This is a genomic window from Cupriavidus sp. PET2-C1, assembly GCF_054515855.1.
Window position 1 is genome coordinate 59,963 of sequence record NZ_JBTNRJ010000003.1, and the last position, 20,238, is coordinate 80,200.

A 20,238-nucleotide genomic window follows, 5' to 3' on the forward strand; every position below is an offset into this window, starting at 1 on the left:
ACCTTGTCCGCAAAGCGGGTTAATCGTTAAGCGACAAGCGGGATGACTTGGCTTCCAGCCAATCTGCGTCAACCTGTAGAGCAGGTCATACCAATACTATGACTATGGCTTCTTTAAGCCTCAACGACGACGTAGATCGTCAGCGAAATATAAATATCAACAAGGAGGAGACGACGATGAGTTATCAAAGACTGGCTGCAGCATTGTTTGCCACAGCCCCCATGCTTGCCTGGTCCCAGTCCGTCACAATATATGGCGTGATCGACACTGGTGTCGAATATGTGAATAACGTCGGTCCAGCCGGTGATAGTCTGGTGCGCATGCCTGCACTGACAGCAATGGTGCCTTCGCGGTGGGGTCTGCGAGGTTCCGAGGATTTGGGTGGCGGCCTGAAGAGCATCTTTGTCCTCGAGTCGGGTTTTGCTCCGGATTCTGGTACCGCTAATCAAGGTGGGCGGCTCTTCGGCAGGCAGGCGCTGGTGGGATTGTCCGGGCAGTGGGGACAACTATCGCTCGGAAGACAATACACGATGATGTTCTGGGCGAACCTGGATTCTGACATTCTTGGCCCCAATATCTATGGCACTGGCTCGCTGGACAACTACATTCCCAATACTCGTGCGGACAACGCATTGGCATACAAGGGAAAATTTGGGGGACTGACCGTCGGTGCAACATACAGCTTCGGCCGTGACACAGTCAATGCGGGTCCAAGCCCGGCCGGCACGAACTGCGCGGGTGAGAATGCTGCCAGCAAGTCTGCTTGCCGCGAGTGGTCGGCCCTGATTCAGTACGAGTCCAGTTGGTGGGGCGTCGCTGCCAGCTACGATTCTCTGCGCGGTGGTCCCGGGGCATTTGCCGGCCTTACTAGCAAGAATTTGACTGACGACCGCCTCCTGGTCAGCGGATATGTCCTTCTTTCGCAAGCCAAGCTCGGGGCGGGGGTGATTCGCCGCGACAATGACGGCAGCAGTACGCCACGCAGTGAACTATGGTATGGCGGTGCCGCCTACGATGTCACACCAGCACTCACGCTGGCGGGGCAGGTCTACTATCTCAAGTTCCACAACAGTGGAGGCAAAGCAATCCTGTACGCGCTGCGTGGGTCCTACGCGCTTTCCAAGCGCTCTTCTGTTTATGCCACAGTAGGCTATATCAAAAATGGAGGGGAGCTTGCCATGTCTGTCAGCACCGGTGCACCAAACTCCAGCCCTAAGCCGGGTGGGTCCCAGTTTGGCAGCACGGTCGGGATCAAACATGTCTTCTAGTGTAGATGTTTGATTGCTGAATTGCGGTGGGTGGCTTGCCTGATTGAAAGGACAGTTGCCCCTCAGCTTAAAACGCGGCTTGAAACGCCGCGTTCCGATGGATGGCGGTCCTGGCTGCTTCATGCGCGCCAACAGGGATTCTCCTGTCGCCTTTGAGCCTTCGTTGCGGCAGTCCTCGACGTAAGTTTGCTGCCCATGTGTGTCCGAGGAACGCCTTGTTTCGCCGGTACTGATAGGCAGCTTCGCCGGTTTGTCGGTCGAGAACCCCGCCGCCATATCGTGGATTGATTTTTGATGCTTCGGGTCGAACCTCCCCCAACCAATCGAAGAAGTCGGTCAAATGGGTAATGATGCGCGCCGCGTCGTGCGGCGATCGGGGCGACCAGCACAACCCGGTGGAGTCAATTCCGGTTTCGCGATTGAAGGTGCCCGTGTACAGGCGTTGCGCAAATTTCTGAAACAGACGATGGGGATCGCGTTCAGTTGGATTGGCCTGAAGGTATTCGAGGAAGAGTCGAATTGACCGCGTTACCTTCCGCATCCATTCCAAACTCCGATCATGGTTCCGATGTAGGAAGTAGTCGATCAACGGCTCGAGAATCCCTGACGCGGTAAGAAGCGCGGGGATCTCGGTGTAGACGTTGGTTTCGTCCGTAAGGACCCTTGCTTTGACGCTGATTCGCAACTGGAGGACGGAAATCGCCGGTTGAATCCGCCCACTGTAGGTGACTCATTATGCTCTTTCGTGAGGGCTGATCTCAGCCCCCGCTTTGGCGCGCTTTCCAGCAACGGCGACCGCAAGCAATTTTGCTTTCATTCTTCTGATTCCATAAGGTTGTCAATGTGCGAATCTGACGACCCGCTACGTCTTGGCAAGCGGAGCACATAGGCACTGAAGGGGCGAAAGCCGGGTATCGCCGATATGGGGTGCTGCACGGCGCGTGTTTGGCAACGAAACGACCGGCCTCGTCTGTTTCAGTCCTGGCGGATGAAGTCCACGAACGCCCGTAGCGCTGTGGGCAGGTGCCTTCGCCCCGGGTAGTAAAGAAAGAACCGGCTGGGCGGTGCGCTCCAGGCGTCCAGCACGACCACCAAACGGCCTGCGGCGCTATCCTCGCGCACCAGCGCCTCGTAGACGTAGGCGATACCGGCGCCGTCGCGGGCGGCCTGGATCATCAACGCGTCGTCGTCGAATACCAGCGGCCCGGCGACCTCGATGCGCAGCGGCTGCGCGTCGGCCAGGAATTCCCAAGCATACAGGTTGCCGCTGGGAAAGCGCCGGCCAATGCAGGCATGGCCGAGCAGTTCGCGTGGCGCCTGCGGCACGCCGCGCGCGGCCAGGTAGTCCGGCGCGGCCACGCACACAAAACGCTGCGGCGGCCCGATCGGCACCGCCACCATGTCGCCGGCTAGGCTCTCGCCGAAGCGAATTCCGGCGTCGAAACCATCGCCCACGATGTCGGCCAGGCGGTCGTCGGTCACGACTTCGACCTGGACACGCGGATGGGCCGCGACGAAACCGGCCAGCATCGGCGCCAACAGCAGCCGGGCCGCCGGACGCGGTACGTTCAGGCGCAGGGTGCCGACCGGTTCCGCCTGCAAGGCGGTCACGTCCGCCAGTGCTTCGGCCACCTCGCGCAAGGCAGGGTCGAGCCGCGCCAGCAGGCGCTGGCCGGCTTCGGTCGGCGTCACGCTGCGCGTGGTGCGGTGGAGCAGGCGCACGCCCAACTGTTCCTCCAGGCCGCGCAGGGCGTGGCTCAAGGCCGAAGCCGATACGCCGCGTTCGTCGGCGGCCTTGCGGAAGCTGCGGTGGCGGGCCACCGCAGCGAAGGCATCCAGTTCATGCAGATCGGGAGACATATTGATGAACACTATTCAGTAGTTCATCAAGCATAACCCGGCTTATCGCTTTCTATCTACCGCGCGACACTGGCAACCTCTCATTGAACGAAGGATTTAGCCATGCAACAGCAACGCCTCGGCAGCGCCGATTTCACGATTTCGCCCATCGGACTGGGCACGTGGGCCATCGCCGGGCCGGGCTGGGAGTTCGGCTGGGGCGTACAGGACGACGCAGAGAGCCTGGCCGCGCTGGAATACGCCGTTGAGCGCGGCGTGAACTGGATCGACACGGCCGCCGTCTACGGCCTGGGCCACGCCGAGGAAATCGTCGGCCAGCTCCTGCGCCGCGTGCCAGCTTCGCGCCGCCCGCTGGTGTTCACCAAGGGCAGCCTGGTCTGGGATCGTGCGACCAAACAAATCTCGCACTCGCTGGCCCCAGGCTCGCTGGTGCGCGAGATCGAGGACAGCCTGCGCCGCCTCCAGGTCGAGACCATCGACCTCTACCAGCTTCACTGGCCGGCGTTCCCGCCGGGCGGCCCAGACGGTGGCATCGAAGCCGCGCTGTCGGTGCTGTCCGAGGCGCGCGAACAGGGAAAGATCCGCGCCATCGGCGTTTCCAACTTCGACGTGGCCCAGCTCAAGCGCGCCCAGGCTGTCACCGACATTGCTTCGCTCCAGCCGCCTTATTCGGCGCTGATGCGCGAGGTCGAGACGGACATCCTGCCGTTCTGCGAGCAGGCCGGCATCGGCGTCATCGCCTATTCCACGCTTCAATCGGGCCTGCTGACCGGCGCGATGACGCGCGAGCGCATCGCGGGCTTGCCGGCCGACGATTGGCGGAAGACCCGCAGCGCGGACTTCCAGGAACCGCGGCTGACGCGCAATCTCGCACTGGTCGAAGCCTTCCGTCGGATCGGCGAATGGCACGGCTTGACGCCTGCGGCCGTGGCGATCGCCTGGGTGCTGCGACAATCGGCCGTGACCGGCGCCATCGTCGGCGCGCGCCGTCCCGCGCAGGTGGATGGATTGATCGGCGCGGCGGACTGCCGGCTAAGCGCGGAAGAACTGGCCGAGATCACGCCGCTGCTGCCCGAGGGCATGGGTACGAACGTGCCCGAAGCCGCATCCTGAGCGGGCAGTTGCTGTGCCGCGTGCAAGGCACTTGCACGCCCGCCACGTCCCCGCCTGGTCGAAGGCGGCGGAGTGGCGTTTTTGGCTTGGGCTTTGAAACCGGGCGAGGCCACCGCCGCGCCCGGATTTTTGACCACCGGCCCCAAGGCGGAACGGCTTGTGGCCGGTGGTGATCGTTATTCCTTCGTCTCGATCACCCGGTCCGATGCCAATGAGTCCGGCCGCTGCGGTTTGCGAGCCGACGCCGCCGCACGGCGCCATTGAGATCCGTTTGGGCCGAGCGGTGATTCGCATTGAAGGGGCAGTCGACCCGGCCACGTTGCGTACCGTCCTGGACCGTTTGGCACCATGATCGGGTTGCCGGCGGGAACACGCATCTGGATCGCTGCAGGCGTGACCGGCATGCGCTGCGGATTCAACGGGCTCGCAGCGAAGGTGGAGGCGACTCTGCAGGAGAGCCCGTTCTCCGGCCATGTCTTCGTCTTCCGTGGCAGGCGCGGCAACGTCATCAAGGTATTGTGGTCAACGGGCGATGGGCCTTGCTTGCTCTCGAAGCGCCTGGAGCGTGGACGTTTCGTCCGGCCGCAGGCCGACGGCGGCAAGATCCACCTGACGCAAGCGCAGTTGTCGATGCTGCTGGAGGGGATCAACTGGAAGCAGCCCGAGCGCACCTGGCCGCCACCGTCGGTGTTGTAAACCTTGCGGCATGTGCGTAAACTGCCGCGCATGCCAATCGACCCCAGCGATCTCCCCGACGACATTCAGGCCCTGAAGGCCTTGGTGTTGGCACAGCGGGAATCGATCGCACTCATGGAACGGGCCTTGGCGGTCAGCTCCATGGAGATCGAGCAGCTAAACCTGCAGATCTCAAAGCTGAGGCGGATGCAGTTTGGCCAGAAGTCCGAGAAGCTGGATCGACAGATTGAACAGCTCGAGACCCGACTGGAAGATCTGCTGGCCGAGGAAGGTGCGGCCGAAACCGAAACCGATCCGCAGGCTACCCCTCCTGTCCGGAAGAAAGCGGTATGCAAGCCGTTGCCGGAGCACTTGGAGCGGGAGGCGCGCATTCTCGAGCCCGAGACCGAAGCCTGTCCAGAATGCGGCGGTAAGCTCAAGCCGCTGGGCGAGGACATCTCGGAGCAACTCGATATCATCAGCAGCTCATTCAGGGTGATTCGGCAGGTGCGGCGCAAGAAGGCCTGCGCCTGTTGTGATTGCATCGTCCAGGCTGCAGCGCCAAGCCGGCCGATTGAGCGTGGCATTGCCACGGCGGGGCTGCACGCTCACATACTGGTTGCCAAATACGCTGATCATCAACCGCTGTACCGCCAAGCCGCTATCTATGCCCGGCAGGGAGTGGAGCTGGACCGCACGACCATGGCTCGCGGTGTCGGTGCGGTGCGCTGGTACGCCCCCTGGTCGAGGCTATGCACCAATACGTGATGATGCCCGGCAAGGTGCACACGGACGACGCGCCGCTGCCGGTACTTGCGCGAGGACCAGCGCCCGGCGACCTCGGCCGGCAGGTAGGTCATGTCCCAGCACCACAGTTGGCGTGGCCCGGTGGCCACGTGCGTGGTGGGCGGATGGCTTTGGCGCGGCGCCTGGGCGCGTCCTCGGCGCCGGGTCTGCCCATGGGCGCGCAGCACCCGGCCAAAGCGCGATTCGCTGGCCAGGTAGACACCTTCATCGGCCAGCATGGGCACAATGCGCGCCGGCGGCATGTCGGCGAAACGCGGCTCGTTGGCAACGGCCAGAATGCGTTCGCGCTCCTCGATGCTCAGCGCGTGCGCGGGCGTGGGCCGTTCGGCCCCGGGGCGGCGGTCGCCGACCACCAAGCCATCGTGTGCCTTCCAGCGTTGCAGCGTGCGCACGGTGATGCCCGCTACCTCGCAGGCCAGGCGCAGGCAAGCACCGCCTGTGTGAGCGGTTTCGATATGGCGGACCATCGTTTGGCGATCTTCCAGGCCGATCATGCGTCCTCGTCCTTGCCCTTCGGGAAGATCCCTTCGAGCTATTTTGAGAGTATCAACAAGGCGGCGGCTTCGGCCAGGGCCTTCTCCTCGCGGCGCAGCTCGCGCTCGAGTTCCTTGATGCGGCGCTGATCGGCCTTTGTCTCACGATGGGTGGCGCGCGCATCCTCGGGCTCAGTCAGCGCCTGCGTGGCGGCAGTGCGCCACTGCTCCAACTCCTGCGGATACACACCGTTCTCGCGGCACCAGGCGTTCCTGCTGACCTCGTCCATCGCAGCCGTCGCCAGCATCGCCTCAAACCTGGCCGCCGCTGTCCATGCCCGCTCGCAAGCGGGCATGGACATAGCGTCCGCACGCCAGCGCTCCAACGTGGCCAGTGCCACACCCAATTCCCTTGAAACCACTTCCAACGCCGCACTCTCCGGTGGTAACAACCGTGCTACCGCCCGGTCCTTGAATTCTTGTCCGTAACGAGCCACTTCTATCTCTTATCGCCCCCAGGGTTCAAATTCTATTGGGGCGATATCTATTCTGCCGCGGGGGGCAACCTCACTGTCTTTGCCTCGATTTCAGCGAGCTGGGTTCGTCGGCGGTCTCCAGTGCGTCGAGATAGCGCTGGATGCTCTGCTCAATCTGCTGCTGGCGCTTGTCGATCTTACCTGGCATGAAGTTGCGGTCCCGACTGTTGACTGCCTTGAACTTGCTGCTATCGATGGCCACGACTGCCTGTGAGAACAGCTTCAAGTCTCGGCACAGTGCGATGAAGCGCCGGCAGACGTTGCGGATCCCCACCCCGTTGTCATGACGGAAGTCCGCAATGGTTTTGAAATCCGGTGCAAACCGTCCGGTCAGCCACATCAATTCGACGTTGCGCTGTGACTCGCGCTCCAGGCGGCGGCTCGACTGGATACGGTTGAGGTAGCCATAGATATAAATCATCAGCAAGTCCGACGGGTGATATGCCGGCCGACCGGTGGCTGCAGGAGCGGCCCCCTTAAAACCAAGCCTATGTAGATCGAGCTCATCAACAAAGGCATCGATAACGCACACGGGATTTTTTTCACCGATATAGTCATCAAGACACTCTGGTAGCAGAGTAACCTGGTGCCGGTCTTCGCCTTCGATGAATCGCTTCATGGGCCGCGCTGACAAGTTGCTTCAGTCTAGGCGATGTACCGGCGTTTTCACACAGCCTCGGCCGGACTCGGTCGCATGCCATCCGGGCGACGGCGATCGTCGCTGACCGGTTGAATCCACAGCCCTGACCGGTCAGTCGAGCTCATGCAGAACGGGCACTCAGTTTGGCGCCAACGCGGTGGTCACTCACTCCCAATTTCTGTTTGGTCCGTAGTGATTCCGATTAGGCGTTGTCCTACTTTGCCGTCCTCGATTCTCCAACCTAGTGCGTTGAGCGTCTCACGTATTTCATCGGCTCTTGCCCAGTTCCTTTCCGCTCTGGCCCGCTCGCGCTCGCTGAGTAACACCGGGATGTTTTCCGGAATGTCGAACACAGCTGGCCTCCAGTCGCGCAACCCGAGACCCAGCACAGTATCAAAGCTGTCCACGGTTGCTCTCAAGGTCGCGGGTGGCAGGTTACTCTTGACGAGTTCCCAAAGCACGGCCAGTGCCCTGGGCAGATTCAGGTCCTCGTTCACTTCGGCGTCGAATCGCGCGGCGAAATCTGGATCGACGCGGCCTCCGTCGGGCCAGCCGGAATAGAGACGCCGCAGCCGGTTCAACGCTGTCTGTGCTGCATCGAGAGACGCCCAGCTGAAATGCAGCTGGCTCCGGTAATGGGCCGTCAGGCACAGGTAACGGTACGCGACCGGATCGATGTTCCGTCTCTGCAAGGTCTGCAAGCGAACGAAATCTCCGCTCGACTTCGACATCTTCGTGTCGGCGTCGAGCGTCAGAAAGTGTCCGTGCATCCAGAAATTTGCAAGCCGCGTGCCGTGGGCAGCCTGGGTCTGTGCAATCTCATTGCTGTGATGTACAGCGACATGATCTTCGCCGCCGCAGTGGATATCGAACCAGATGCCGAGATACTTCGCCGACATGGCCGAGCACTCGATATGCCAGCCCGGAAATCCACGCCCCCATGGGCTGTCCCATTCCATCTGTCGCGTGACATCGATCGGGCTGAACTTCCATAACGCAAAGTCCGTGATACTTCTCTTGGCGCCGACTGCGACGCGCTTGCCCGCCTGCAGGCCGGCACGGTCGAGCCGGGCCAGAAAGCCGTAGTTGTCCTGCTTGTCTGTGTCGAAATATAGGCCGTCATCGGTCCGATACACGTAGCCGGCTCGTTCCAGCTCGCCGATGAACGCGATCTGTTCAGCGATGTGATCGGTTGCACGGCACCATACCGTCGGCTCCAGTAGGTGGAGGGCGCGCCAGTCCGCGACGAAGGCCTCGGTGTAGCGCCGAGCGATAGCCCACGCCGACTCCCCGGTCCGCCTGCTGCCTTTTTCCATCTTGTCTTCGCCTTCGTCGGCATCCGAAGTCAGGTGACCGACGTCGGTGATATTGACGACGTGCCGGACCTCAAATCCGTTGCGTGTCAGTGAGCGACGTAGGATGTCCTCGAACACGTAGGTTCTCAGATTGCCGATATGCGCATGATCATAGACGGTGGGACCGCAGCAATACATGCCGACGTGACCAGCGCGGATTGGCGTGAACGGGCGCACGGTACGCGACCAAGTGTCATACAAAGCAAGCGGCATCGAGTTTCTCCATCCCGAAGGTGTCCGGCCAAAACAAAAAGGCCGCCGGTTTTGCAACGGGCGGCCAGAAGGCGATTGATTCAACGTGCAGCGGAATCGCTAGACGCAGCTTCCCCCCGGCATGTCCTGACAACATGCACGAACCAGCGAAAAGAGGAGTTTGGCGCGACTAGGCATGCGGACTATCCTAGCGTCTGTTGGCTGCGCAGGTCAATACCGTCGAATGGCCTTCGGACGACCGTTCATGGCCGCACAACGAAACCCGAGCGTCTGGCAGGCCAGCAGTTGATGGTCGGAGAGCGTTCGCCCACGCGCGTAGAGCGCCCGCAAGGACGCCAGATCCGGGAAAGACGGCATGACGTGGGAACGGATGGCCCGCATCGCCGACGCTTGGCTCCCGAAACCTCAAATCCTACATCCATGGCCCAACCAGCGCTTTGCCGTCAAGCAGCCAAGGTAGGAGCCCGGTGCCCGAATTGGGCTCGCCGGGATGTGTGGGAGGGCGTTCAGCAATGAGCATTCCTACCGCGATTGATAGAGGAATGGCCGGAACTGGAATCGGCCCTCGGGACTGTGGAGGTGAGCTTGCCAGTGTGCCTCAATACCGCGCGGGCAAAAGCCCGAGTTCTACCAATTTGATATCGGTTTCACCCGCGACCTTCACATGCTGGACGTTCTTCTCGTCCATGATGCCGGAACAGGAAACGACGATGGTTCCTTGGGATTGAGTCGCTCGTAGCTCAGCAACGTCCGGGAAGTCGGCCGTTGACAAAGGATGAGGACAGTAGCCGATCCAACCGACTGTCTGCCGGTCCTGAAAAACCCGCTGCTTGCGCAAGTATTCATTGGGGGCGGCCACGGCCCAGTAAATTTCCGGCCAGAGATCAGCAGCCGTGTTCATCAATTCGACAATGCCCTGTCGAGGATCTTGTAAACAACGAGCCAATGTCCCTGCTTCGGAAAATTCGATATACGCTGGCAACGAACCACCACTTCTTGCGTGGTAGGTGATAGAAAGTCCGCCTTTGAGCGGATTGGACACACCATTCCAAAGCACAAAACTCATGTCATTGACATCGGAATCCGAGTCTTTCCAGGACTCTATCTCACGCAGGAGGCTGCTTTGGTCCAGAAGAACATTGTGCGTCAGACCATCATCCTTCCCTTCGGCACATAAAAACCAGTTCTTGAGAATGGGGTCGATCTGGCCTATCTCTTTGAGAAAGGTAAGACTTCTGTCGATTTGTACTTGTACAGGAACCCGAGAAATTTTTTGTTTATCAAAGCTCAATTTGAAATTAAAACGTTTGAATGTATCCATGAGTACTCCACACGGCCTCAAGCCAATAAGTCTGGGTTCTGCTTGTAGTACTCGTCCAGCGCCTTTTTCCCCTAACGAAGCACTTCCTGATACTCCTCGGCGGCTGCATGCGGAGCATCTCCACTGTCCGCATGCAGCCGCCGGGCCGCACGGCACCGCAGTCGCCGCCCCGTAGGGGACCATCGACGATGATATTGTAGCCAAGCGCGAGCAATTGAGGCGCCTGCAGGCCAACGCAGGGCCTACTGCCCGCTCCCTCATGATGCAAGACTACGCCGGCCGTCTGCGGGGCCGAGTTCGCCCTTCTTCGTCTTCAAGAACCCACACTGAGGCGGCGTACTGCCAACGTGGGCAGAGGTAGCCTTGCATTCTGTGTTCCGACCGTCATCACCGGCCGATCACGCCAGTGAGGAGGCCAATCGATGAATGTCGGCAGGCGCCAGGATGGCATGGGGCGCGCCGTGTCGTACGGCATTGAGCATGGCGTCACCGATGATCTGCGTGGTCAGCACACTCCCTGGAGAAGAACGCCGAAGCATGGTCAGTATCGGCTTCAGTAAGATGTACATCCACCGATATGCGTTGGTGCGCGACTCGATGCCGTCTTCAGGGATGATTGTGGAGGGCCGGAAGATGGCCACTTGGCGAAACGGCAAGGCCCGCAACCAGCCGCGCAACGTGGCAGCCCGCCAGGATGTTGCCGCAGCCTACGCCGCTCCACCCGTATCTCGTGGCGCCACCACGCGTTGAAGTCAGACACATAGACGAAGCCTTCGTGTTCGCGGAGACGAAGCGCGGTCAGCGGCAGTTCGTTTGCCGCGGCGGAGAACTGCAAGACGCCCTCATGAGCTTCGCCGTAACGCCTGCCACGAATGCTGAACGTGTGCGGATGCTCGTCGGCCCAGCCCATAACTACCTGGATGACATTGTGCAATTGTCCGAGCGTCAAGTGCTCAGGAACGAGGACGCGTCGCCAAACCGGCGGGCTCAGGCCGCTCAGAGCAATTCGAAGTTGAAGGACGGAGATCGCCGGCCCAGGAACGGAAGCCGTGCGCGCATTTTAGGTGCCTCATTGGCCTCTCAGCAGTGGCCCGGTCTCCGGCACGCACGTGTGTGCGCCGACCGGATACATACGAAGGTGCGCGCGCATGCGAAACTGACCGGCCGTCAGATCGCCGAGAGACTTGTGGGGGAGATGACTGCCGAGTGACGCCCCTCGGGGTTCTATTGGCCGGCCAGCGCTTGGCGTTGCGGACGGAACTAGATCTTGCCTTCGAGGGACTTCCGCTCGCGCCAGATCTCCTGGACAAAGGGGTCGGTGACGCCGTAGATACCATGTCCCTTACGCATGATCAGGTTGGTCGCTAGTAGTTCATTGATGACTGGCTGAACCTCTTCCACCTTGACCTCACGTCCGACGGCTTTGGAGTAGCTTGCCGCTGCCTCTCCCGAGAACAGGCCTCGGGCGTCGCCGTCAGTCGAGGCGATCCGATCAAAGACGGCTGTCGGGACACTGCCGAGCTGCTCCAGCTTCATGATCTCGATGTCCGCGGCGGCCGACCGTAGCGTGTTGGCAATCACCGGCAAGTGCTCGTCTGGGTTGGCCCCAGCCGGTAGGTGAAAGTGTAGTTGCCGCAGAGCCTTGATCATTTCTTCAGGGCGGTTGCCGAGCGCCTGAAATGCCTTCACAGCGACGTCGAATGACGGCAGTGACGAGAATCCCTCCGCAGCTAGGCGATCAAGCAGGTACGCGACGTAATCCTGGTCCAGGACCGGATACGCAACTGACGTGGCGCCAGCGAAGGCCTGATTGCGTCGGGCCGTCAACTCGCTGACCAAGGCTCGATGCGACCCCGTCCCGACGAACAGGAAGTAGCCGGGCGTATCCGGGCGGAGGTTGATGGCTTCGCGCGCCGCTTTCACGGCAAACAACAACTGATTGCCCTCATCGGAGGTGATGGCGTGCTGCACCTCATCAACGATCAGCACTAAATCGGTCTTCGCCTGGTCGACGACTTCCTTCAGCGCCTCGGCGAGCGTTGCTCCGCAGGGCTCACCTAGGCTGTCGAGCTTAAAGCCAAACTTGAAACCGAACGCCCCAACATCCGCCCCGGTGAGGCGCCGTAGCTTTTTGGTCGCCGATGCAGGTGCGGTCTCAAGGTCCTTGAGCGCCTTCTTGACCGCCTCCAAGATCAACGCCGCTGGGCTTCGCCGAGTGTCGCTCCAGAGGTCGACGTAGATCACGATCGCCCCGCCATTCTCTAGAGCAGGGATGAGGTCGTTCTGCAGGAACGTGGTTTTTCCTGTGCGCCGCAAACCGGACAGGAAAAGCCCTGACCGCAACCCCTCATCCAAGACACTAGGATTGAGGAGCTGCCTGGCCATCTGTTCCGCAAGCTGCGGGCGCCTGTAAATGTTAGTCATGGGGCATTTATGGAAAATTATTCGTGCGGAATAATTATAGCCAATGAATAATTTTCGATAAAAACGATAGCTTAATGTGTCTAATAAGTAACTTACATGACGAAATTGTAGTCTATGCACTACTTCCATAAGACTGCGGGCCGCCAGCCTTCGCGGCCTTCCGATGGCGAACCCCACTCGATCTAGGCTGCACTATCATGTCGCCCGCTCGGCGACAGTGCTGTACTTGCAGAGGTCGACGACTTCGCCGTTGATGAGATCAAAGCGATGCGCAGCATTGGGCACTCCCATTCTGGTTCACTAGCCTCGGCGTCGAGACCTTGGAAGGCATTGCCCGCAACCTGTCCGACATCGAACAGCACACCGCCGCCTTGATGTCCCACAAGGGCGTTGGCGGCGTGCTGGAACTGGCTGTCATCCCGACCTTTGCCAACCGCTGGCTGCTGCCCCGGCTGCGAGATTTCCGCGAACGACATCCGGATGTGATTTTGAACCTGTCCGAACGCCCCCTTCCCTTCAGCTTCGACGACACCAATTTCGATGCAGCACTCAACTTTGACCATCCTTCCTGGGCAGGCGTTGTGAAGGTCGACCTCTTCGAGGAGGAACTCATCCCGATTATCAATCCGCGCTACTTCGATGCGAGCCCGGACTCCAGATCCTGCAGTGAATACCCATCTTCCAATTCGCACCGGATCAGGGATCCCTCTGCCATCGCTAGCGATTACTTTAGGGCGAAGGCATTGATATTGGTAAGCTGCGCGGATAATGTCCAGAGACGTTCAGCCTGCTCGGGGTCAACGGCATAGGGCACGACACCCGTGAAAGGTGGAAACTCCCCCTCGTTCAGCACTGCGACGTCACAATCTTCACAGTACACTCCCCCGATTCCGTTCAACTGCGCAGACGTCGCGGCCCACACCTGAGTGGCTGCCCCCTGTTGAGTCGTCTTGAACGTCGGATCAGCAGGATTCCCGTTGGGGTCGAGCCAGCCTGCAGCAATCATTTCATCTCGGGTTAGATGGCGCTGGAGCGGCGTAAAGATCTTGCCTGGATGGAGCGAGAAGGCGCGAACACCTGAATTCTGTCCCAGTCGATCCAAGTGGACGGCGAAGAGCGCATTTGCGGTCTTGGACTGGCCATAGGCTAACCATTTGTCGTAGCCATTGACAAATTGCACGTCGTCCCAACGAATACCAGACTGATGATGACCCGCGGAAGACACGGACACGACCCTGGCACCACCTTGTAGTGCTGGCCAGAGCAAGTTCACAAGTGCGTAGTGCCCAAGATGGTTCGTGGCGAACTGTGCCTCCCAGCCTGAGCCCACACGAGTTTCCGGGCAAGCCATGACGCCAGCGCTGCCGATCAGGATGTCGAGGTGCCGACCTGTTGCAAGAAAGCGCTCAGAGAAATCGCGCACGCTGGCCAGATCAGCAAGATCCAGTCGGGCCGTCGCCACATTTTCTATGCCAGCAACCTTGCTACGAGCTCTATCGAGATCGCGTGCCGCGACAATGACATGTGCGCCAGCCCCTGCTAATGCTCGTGTCGTCTCCAGTCCCAAGCCCGAATGCCCGCCGGTAACGATGGCCGTGACATTCGCAAGATCGAGCCCTTCGAGCACGTTCGCTGCTGTAGTCGCTGCGCCGAAGCCGAATTGGATGGAAGTTTGTTTATGTGCCATGCAGTTTCCTGTTAAGTTCCGGAAAGAAGCCAGAGAACGTTATAGGTGCATTGTGGAAGGTAGACTTGGGATCGTGAATGCAACAAAGTCCTATTTTCTGTCGAGAGCGTCCGGAGGCACGCATGGACCCACTTTCTGAAGTTCTTTCCCTGCTGAGCACGCAAAGCTCATTTTTTTCCGGCCTGAAGGCGGGAGATGCGTGGGCCATCGACTTTCCTGCGCCGAACGGCATCAAGTTCAATGCCGTCGTTAAGGGGAGATGCTGGCTGGCCGTTGAAGGCGAGGACCAGCCTATCCAACTGGATGCAGGCGATTGCTTCCTGCTGTCCCGCAAGCGGGCGTTCTCACTTGGCAGCGATTTCGCGTTGCCGGCCGTGAAGTCTGAGACGGTTTATTGTCATGCAGTCAACGGCATAGCGCATTGCGGCAGTGCCGATGCGTTCTTCCTGATCGGCGGCCGTTTTGCCTTTGGTGAGGAAGCGGGCCTTTTGTTCGATGCGTTGCCCCCGGTGGCGGTTATCAAGAGCGGTTCGGAGCAGGCGTCCGTGCTGAGTTGGGCGTTGGAGCGGCTGGCCATCGAACTGACCAGCCCAACTCCAGGCAGCGCTCTCGTAGTCCAACACCTCGGCCACATCATGCTCGTGCAAGTCCTACGGATTTACCTGGCAAAAGAGGGAAACAGTGCACCGAGCTGGCTTCTGGCCCTATCCGACCCTCGCATCGGGTCTGTCATCCAGGCTATCCATGCGGATCCTGCTCGGCGTTGGACGGTCGCGAACCTGGCCGAGGTCGCCAACGTCTCACGTTCGACACTTGCCCTGAAATTCAAGCTAAAGACTGGATCCGGTCCTCTCGAATATGTTTCGCGCTGGCGTATGCAGTTAGCGACCCGTGCATTGAGAAGCAACCATGAGACGATTTCCTCGATAGCGCAAAAGCTGGGATACGACTCAGACAGTGCATTCAGCAACGCATTCAAGCGCATCATGAAATGCTCACCACGTGAGTACAGGGAAAGCCGGGGCCCCGTCCTGCACCAATAGGCGAAAATTGCGCACGTAACGTTGCGGGCCATGCTTCTTACCGATTTCCAAAAACTCCCACCACCGCGCACCGTCGTGGCGAGTCCCCCCCGTCGGGCTCTCTGCGACACCAGACTTCAGCGGCACGCACATCTGGTAGCGCCCCTTCTTGTCGGCGATCGTTTATGGCGGCATAGCCGGCATTCGCCAGATGACTGCGAATGACAGGTGCGGGTCGGCAAGAGCCGACCGAGGAGCGACCGACGGAGGGCGCTTGCCGGCCAGGAGCCGTCGTTCGACTTGTGAGCGCAGTTCGGAGACAATCCGGGATGCGCCCCGTGATGGAGACCGCTCGATTCGGCGAAATGGCGGTGGCACTGAACCTAACCGGGTTCAACTTGCTCTGGGGTCAACAATGCGTTTCGACATCATCATCTTGAAACCTGCGGACCGCGATGCGAAAGACCTAAATGGCATCCGGGACGTAGCCTTTCTTGGCGACGCCCAATCAGTTCGCGGCGAGTTCGATGCCATATTCCCCGGCGTGGCAGCGGGAATCCATTTTAACGAAGAGAATTTTTCCCTTGACGTCTCACTGGACGGAGACCCAGTGACTTCGGCCCATATGGCGCTGCGCTTTGGAGCGTCCTGGTCCGAAGCGGCTCACCACCTGTTTGTTGAGCATCTTGCAAGGCTCTGCCGCAATCTTCACTGTGTTGTCTTTGCGGCGCCGGATAACTCACGGCTGGCTCCCTGACCACCAAAGCAACGCCGAGAAGCAATCATTTCGCGGAGATCTATGGCGGCTTCGGGGAAGCGCCGTTGGCCGACAAGGCATCGACCGGTTGAATCCGCAGCCATTTTCGGACGCTCGCTTATCCAGTCCGAACGTCCGCTTCGCGGCCGGCAACGGACTTCCCAGATCGTCACGCTGGTTTTCACGCCGCGCGCTTGCGTCCTCTTTCGGTCAGATCATCCAGCACTTTGAGCGTCACCGCGTGACGCTCTACTGCGACACGCTGTTCGGTCGCCACCGCCGTCCAGCAAGCGTCCTTCGACTGGTATCGATCCGCTAATGACCTCTCAGCAACAAGATCCAATTGGCATAGACGGCAGTGGGGTGAACGATGTGTGTTGCACAACGTTCACCGGATTGAAGTATCGGTGCGCCGTAGATCAGTTCAATTGCACCACGCGCGATATAGCCTGACGAACGAAGGTAAGCAGCGCCTCATCAGCCCAGGTTCCGATCATGAGATCGGGCTCATTCTCCAGCGCCTTGCGGAATTTAAGCTGTGTACCTGGGTCATCTCCTGCGTAGCTTCTGAAGAGATCGAGCCAGCGCCGCGCAAGCTCAGCACCTTGCGGCGAATCAGGCGTGATGCCTGCATCGATCGCATCTCGAACGTCGGCCATCAATTGGGGCCACTCCATCGCCCGCCTGCCGTAATTCGCGCGCATGAAGCGAATCTCGTCAGGCGACAGGTATTTTTCGTAGATCAGCATTTTTGATTCCGAGAATGCCCGAAGCACGTAGTCGCGTAGCGCCAAAGAGATCCCGATGTGGGCCTGCAGCGACGGTTCGTTGTCGTGCATATGGTTTAGCTTTGCGGCCAACCGTGGATCGCCATTTGTGTCGCGTACAAGCATCGTCATCCATCGGATCGCTAACTCGCGAGGCTTTTCGTGCTCCGGCGGTGTCCCACTTTCCATCAGCGCCCGTACCTGCTCAACAAGATCGCTCCATCCCGCCTCCGCTTCCGGGTTATTGCGGTACACAGGCAGGCGGGCAAGTTCATCTTGAGAGAAATATTTTTCGTACATGGTCATCAACTCCAACGTAGTGAGCCAATCGGCTAGCTCCGGCTCCTCTCCGTCCATCAGCGTGCCTCGCAATCGCTTCAGATGATCGCGCAGACGCGCAGCCTGCTCGATCTGCTGATCAAGTGTTGCTATTTGCCGTTCGACGATGGATGTGAGTGGGATATCCGGCTGATCCAAACAAGCGCCGATTTCGGTGAGCGAGAGACCAAAACTACGCAATGCCAGGATCAGGTGAAGCCGGGCAACGTCGTTGCGGTCATACAGGCGGTAGCCGTTATCGGCGCGCGCCGAAGGCGTGAGAAGACCGACTGCATCATAGTGGTGCAGCGTACGAACCGTGAGTCCGCTGCGTTTCGCCAGTTCTCCCACTTTCAAAAACATGCGAGCCTCCGTTAAAGTGCGCACGATGGAGGCTAAGACCTTACGCTACGTGAGGGTCAAGAGGAAAGAGCTATGCCGCTCTACGGTCGACTATGCAGCGTCTCCACCTCAACGCCCCTTACACGCGGCCTCCGGATCCGATGTTCGATAGCCAGGCCGGCTCCGCCACAGTCGTCGCGCTCGGTAGTTCAACGCTCTAATGCGGACATCGAACTCGTGCAGGTAACTGACGCTCATGGGTCCGGCAATCGTCAATGGCCAGCGTCGATTGTGGATTCAACCGGTGGATGCAACAGCTTGATGGAATCGTTCAGCCGGTGTATCGAAGTCTAGTGTCTTGCGCGGACGCTCATTTAGCCGCCTGGCGATGGCGTTGAGCTTGGCTTGGTGCCTTTCGGGAGGTACTGTCTCAGAAGGCCATTCGTGTTTTCGTTCGAGCCGCATTGCCACGGATGCTGAGGATCGCAGAAGTAGACCTTGATGTCGGTCGCGACAGTGAAGCGCTTGTGACCAGCCATCTCCGTGCCACGATCCCAAGTCAGCGATTTGCACAATTCCTGCGGCAGCTTGCCAGCCTGCTTGATCAGGGCGTTGACGACAGCCTCGGAGTCCTTGCTGGCTATCTTCACCAGCATCACGAACTGGGTCTGGCGTTCGACGAGTGTTGCAATCTGGCTGTTGGCGCTGCCGAACAGCAAATCGCCTTCCCAGTGCCCGGGTATCGCGCGATCCTCTGCCGTGGCAGGGCGTTCACTGATCGATACGGCATCCCGGATGTTCCTACGATCGTCGGTCTTCAGCGTGTGTTGGCGCGATCTACGCATGGCTCGAGAACGGCGCAGGTGTTCCAGCAACTCTCTTTTCAGCGCACCACGGGCCTGGATGTAGAGGCTCCGATAGATTGTCTCGTGCGACACCTGATAGTCCTTGTTGACCGCCTACACGTGCTTAAGCCAACCCGCAATCTGCTCTGGCGACCACTGCAATCGAAGCCACCTGAAAGCGAAGCGCCCCGTGATGACGGCGGACGTGCCGATGGGCTCGCAGGTCGCGGCGTTCCCGCTCATGGGCGCCCTTGCATGTCGCCACCGCCGGCACCCGTTGCTGCGCCCAGCCCCTCAATGCAGGACGATTTCGTGTAGCATCCCTTCTCGAAAGAGATCGGCATCTCGCTGCAGGAGAGTACTGGTATGTCGCGCAGGCAAACAGGGGATCTCGGTGTATTAGGCCGCGCTGCCGCGGCGGCCACGCGATACCGGGAATCGGTCGCGGAAAACGTGCAGCCGCCTGCCAGATCGTACGCGGCATGCCGCCAGGCATGGGACGGCCCCACGCCCGAAAGCGGCATGCCAGCGGCGGACACGATCGATGCCTTGCGCGCGCTGGCGGAATCCGGCTTGCTCCCGACCACCGGTGCGGGCTTTTTTGGCTGGGTCGTAGGTGCGTCGCATCCAGTCGGCGTCGCCGCTGACTGGCTCACCAGTGCCTGGGGCCAGAACTGCGGCAACCACCACGGCGCACCCTCCGCCGCAGCCGCGGAGGACACCTCGGCAAGATGGCTGCTCGATATCCTCCGCCTGCCAGCCGGTGCTTCCGTGGGCTTTGTCACTGGCGCGACCATGGCCAACTTTGCCTGCCTCGCTGCCGCGCGCACCCATGTCCTGCAAAAGGCCGGCTGGGATGTGGAGGCCCAGGGCCTGTTCGGCGCACCCGAGATCCACGTGCTGGTCGGCGACGAGGCCCACACATCTGTCTTTGCCGCGCTGCGCTTGCTGGGGTTCGGGCGGGATCGCGTCAAGCGCGTGCCGAGTGGGCACGACGGCGCCATGCTGCTGGCGCCCTTTCGCTCAGCGCTGGCCGCCTGCGAAGGCCCCGCCATCGTGATAGCGCAGGCTGGCCAGATCAATACCGGTGCGTTCGATCCGGTGCAGGAGATGCTGCCGGATATCCGTGCACGCGGCGCGTGGCTGCATGTGGATGGCGCCTTCGGCCTGTGGGCCAGGGCGTGCCCCGAGACAGCGCCGCTCGCCGCCGGCTACGAAGCGGCTGATTCATGGGCGACCGACGGGCACAAATGGCTGCAGGCCCCGTATGACAGCGGCTATGCCATCGTCGCCCATCCCGAAGCCCACCGGCGCGCGCTGACGGCTACCGCCAGCTACCTGCCCCATGCGGCCGAAGACGAGCGCGATCCGTCGCACTACGTGCCGGAGCTTTCCCGCCGTGCGCGCGGCTTCGCCACCTGGGCCATGCTGCGCCATTTCGGCCGCGCGGGCATCGCCGAGATGGTGTCACGCCACTGCAGGCTCGCGCGCCGCATGGCTGTGCGCCTGGACGAGCAAGCCGGCATTACTGTGCTGAACCAGGTATCGCTCAACCAGGTCATCGTCCGCTTTGGTACGGGTGAGGACGATGCCGGTGCCAACCGTTTGACCCGGGACGTGGTGGCACGCGTACAGTCCACGGGCGACTGCTATGTCAGCGGCGCCTGCTGGAAGGGCCGCGAAATCATGCGCCTGTCGGTCATCTCCTGGCCTACCGAAGAGGACGACATCGATCGCGCCGCGGACAGCATCGTCGAAGCCTGGCGGTATGTCGCCAGGCTCGAGCGAATCCAGTCCGTCTAGATCTTGGCGACA

15 protein-coding genes and 5 pseudogenes are annotated in these 20,238 nt (G+C 60.4%); 8 read left to right on the plus strand and 12 right to left on the minus strand.

Going from position 1 to position 20,238, the window contains the following annotated elements:
• Positions 1-176: 176 nt before the first annotated feature.
• Positions 177-1,268, plus strand: a complete 1,092-nt coding sequence (locus ACX12D_RS33930) for a porin (RefSeq protein ID WP_459377048.1) — start codon at positions 177-179, stop codon at positions 1,266-1,268.
• A 133-nt stretch (positions 1,269-1,401) separates the two neighbouring features.
• Here the strand turns inward: ACX12D_RS33930 and ACX12D_RS33935 are convergent.
• Both ACX12D_RS33935 and ACX12D_RS33940 read right to left on the minus strand, forming a co-directional pair.
• Positions 1,402-1,953, minus strand: a pseudogene (locus tag ACX12D_RS33935) (gamma-mobile-trio recombinase GmtY); the annotation flags it as partial.
• Positions 1,954-2,243: 290 nt separating this feature from the next.
• A complete protein-coding gene (locus ACX12D_RS33940; RefSeq protein WP_459377399.1) occupies positions 2,244-3,134 on the minus strand; it encodes a LysR family transcriptional regulator in 891 nt (296 codons plus the stop codon).
• 96 nt (positions 3,135-3,230) lie between these two features.
• Here ACX12D_RS33940 and ACX12D_RS33945 point away from each other — a divergent pair, with 96 nt between their 5' ends.
• The 3 genes and pseudogenes from ACX12D_RS33945 to ACX12D_RS33955 all read left to right on the plus strand — a co-directional run.
• Entirely contained in the window at positions 3,231-4,241 is a 1,011-nt protein-coding gene (locus tag ACX12D_RS33945) for an aldo/keto reductase (RefSeq protein ID WP_459377049.1), read from the plus strand.
• 348 nt (positions 4,242-4,589) lie between these two features.
• Positions 4,590-4,937, plus strand: a complete 348-nt coding sequence (gene tnpB / locus ACX12D_RS33950) for an IS66 family insertion sequence element accessory protein TnpB (RefSeq protein WP_459377050.1) — start codon at positions 4,590-4,592, stop codon at positions 4,935-4,937.
• Positions 4,938-4,967: 30 nt separating this feature from the next.
• Positions 4,968-5,779, plus strand: a pseudogene (locus tag ACX12D_RS33955) (IS66 family transposase); the annotation flags it as partial.
• Here the strand turns inward: ACX12D_RS33955 and ACX12D_RS33960 are convergent.
• From ACX12D_RS33960 to ACX12D_RS33990, 7 genes and pseudogenes are all read right to left on the minus strand, one after another.
• Positions 5,741-6,693 (minus strand): annotated as a pseudogene (locus tag ACX12D_RS33960) (transposase family protein); the annotation flags it as partial. The pseudogenes ACX12D_RS33955 and ACX12D_RS33960 sit on opposite strands and share 39 nt — an antisense overlap.
• Positions 6,694-6,799: 106 nt before the next feature.
• Positions 6,800-7,351: pseudogene (locus ACX12D_RS33965) on the minus strand (transposase); the annotation flags it as partial.
• A 182-nt stretch (positions 7,352-7,533) separates the two neighbouring features.
• On the minus strand, positions 7,534-8,940 hold the full coding sequence (gene cysS, locus ACX12D_RS33970; RefSeq protein WP_459377051.1) for a cysteine--tRNA ligase: 1,407 nt from the start codon (positions 8,938-8,940) through the stop codon (positions 7,534-7,536).
• A 598-nt stretch (positions 8,941-9,538) separates the two neighbouring features.
• Entirely contained in the window at positions 9,539-10,261 is a 723-nt protein-coding gene (locus tag ACX12D_RS33975) for an Imm52 family immunity protein (RefSeq protein ID WP_459377052.1), read from the minus strand.
• Between the two features lie 398 nt (positions 10,262-10,659).
• Positions 10,660-10,917, minus strand: a complete 258-nt coding sequence (locus ACX12D_RS33980; protein ID WP_459377053.1) for a hypothetical protein — start codon at positions 10,915-10,917, stop codon at positions 10,660-10,662.
• Positions 10,815-11,288 carry a plasmid pRiA4b ORF-3 family protein gene (locus ACX12D_RS33985; RefSeq protein ID WP_459377400.1) on the minus strand — a complete coding sequence of 158 codons (474 nt, stop codon included), beginning with the start codon at positions 11,286-11,288 and terminating at the stop codon, positions 10,815-10,817. Before ACX12D_RS33985 ends, ACX12D_RS33980 begins: the two co-directional genes overlap by 103 nt.
• Positions 11,289-11,521: 233 nt before the next feature.
• Positions 11,522-12,685, minus strand: a complete 1,164-nt coding sequence (locus ACX12D_RS33990) for an AAA family ATPase (RefSeq protein WP_459377054.1) — start codon at positions 12,683-12,685, stop codon at positions 11,522-11,524.
• 320 nt (positions 12,686-13,005) lie between these two features.
• Between ACX12D_RS33990 and ACX12D_RS33995 the strand changes: the two genes are divergently transcribed.
• On the plus strand, positions 13,006-13,494 hold the full coding sequence (locus ACX12D_RS33995; RefSeq protein WP_459377055.1) for a LysR substrate-binding domain-containing protein: 489 nt from the start codon (positions 13,006-13,008) through the stop codon (positions 13,492-13,494).
• Here ACX12D_RS33995 and ACX12D_RS34000 read toward each other — a convergent pair.
• A complete protein-coding gene (locus ACX12D_RS34000) occupies positions 13,410-14,372 on the minus strand; it encodes an SDR family NAD(P)-dependent oxidoreductase (protein WP_459377056.1) in 963 nt (320 codons plus the stop codon). The genes ACX12D_RS33995 and ACX12D_RS34000 overlap by 85 nt on opposite strands.
• 122 nt (positions 14,373-14,494) lie before the next feature.
• Here ACX12D_RS34000 and ACX12D_RS34005 point away from each other — a divergent pair, with 122 nt between their 5' ends.
• On the plus strand, positions 14,495-15,415 hold the full coding sequence (locus ACX12D_RS34005) for an AraC family transcriptional regulator (RefSeq protein ID WP_459377057.1): 921 nt from the start codon (positions 14,495-14,497) through the stop codon (positions 15,413-15,415).
• Positions 15,416-15,809: 394 nt separating this feature from the next.
• Positions 15,810-16,151: a hypothetical protein gene (locus tag ACX12D_RS34010; protein WP_459377058.1), complete on the plus strand. Its 342-nt coding sequence runs from the start codon at positions 15,810-15,812 to the stop codon at positions 16,149-16,151.
• 419 nt (positions 16,152-16,570) lie between these two features.
• Here the strand turns inward: ACX12D_RS34010 and ACX12D_RS34015 are convergent, their stop codons facing one another.
• Both ACX12D_RS34015 and ACX12D_RS34020 read right to left on the minus strand, forming a co-directional pair.
• Positions 16,571-17,599, minus strand: a complete 1,029-nt coding sequence (locus tag ACX12D_RS34015) for a MerR family transcriptional regulator (RefSeq protein WP_459377059.1) — start codon at positions 17,597-17,599, stop codon at positions 16,571-16,573.
• 276 nt (positions 17,600-17,875) lie between these two features.
• Positions 17,876-18,591 (minus strand): annotated as a pseudogene (locus tag ACX12D_RS34020) (IS30 family transposase); the annotation flags it as partial.
• 198 nt (positions 18,592-18,789) lie between these two features.
• Between ACX12D_RS34020 and ACX12D_RS34025 the strand changes: the two are divergent.
• The gene (locus ACX12D_RS34025; RefSeq protein ID WP_459377060.1) at positions 18,790-20,226 is read left to right on the plus strand and encodes a pyridoxal phosphate-dependent decarboxylase family protein; all 1,437 of its coding nucleotides are present in this window, start codon (positions 18,790-18,792) and stop codon (positions 20,224-20,226) included.
• Positions 20,227-20,238: the final 12 nt, after the last annotated feature.

Excerpts from the sequence above, each read along its gene's own strand:
- ACX12D_RS33930 (WP_459377048.1), top strand. The coding sequence starts at position 177 with ATGAGTTATCAAAGACTGGCTGCAGCATTGTTTGCCACAGCCCCCATG.
- ACX12D_RS33945 (WP_459377049.1), top strand. The coding sequence starts at position 3,231 with ATGCAACAGCAACGCCTCGGCAGCGCCGATTTCACGATTTCGCCCATC.
- tnpB (WP_459377050.1), top strand. The coding sequence starts at position 4,590 with ATGATCGGGTTGCCGGCGGGAACACGCATCTGGATCGCTGCAGGCGTG.
- cysS (WP_459377051.1), bottom strand. The coding sequence starts at position 8,940 with ATGCCGCTTGCTTTGTATGACACTTGGTCGCGTACCGTGCGCCCGTTC.
- ACX12D_RS33975 (WP_459377052.1), bottom strand. The coding sequence starts at position 10,261 with ATGGATACATTCAAACGTTTTAATTTCAAATTGAGCTTTGATAAACAA.
- ACX12D_RS33990 (WP_459377054.1), bottom strand. The coding sequence starts at position 12,685 with ATGACTAACATTTACAGGCGCCCGCAGCTTGCGGAACAGATGGCCAGG.
- ACX12D_RS34000 (WP_459377056.1), bottom strand. The coding sequence starts at position 14,372 with ATGGCACATAAACAAACTTCCATCCAATTCGGCTTCGGCGCAGCGACT.
- ACX12D_RS34005 (WP_459377057.1), top strand. The coding sequence starts at position 14,495 with ATGGACCCACTTTCTGAAGTTCTTTCCCTGCTGAGCACGCAAAGCTCA.
- ACX12D_RS34010 (WP_459377058.1), top strand. The coding sequence starts at position 15,810 with ATGCGTTTCGACATCATCATCTTGAAACCTGCGGACCGCGATGCGAAA.
- ACX12D_RS34015 (WP_459377059.1), bottom strand. The coding sequence starts at position 17,599 with ATGTTTTTGAAAGTGGGAGAACTGGCGAAACGCAGCGGACTCACGGTT.
- ACX12D_RS34025 (WP_459377060.1), top strand. The coding sequence starts at position 18,790 with ATGTCGCGCAGGCAAACAGGGGATCTCGGTGTATTAGGCCGCGCTGCC.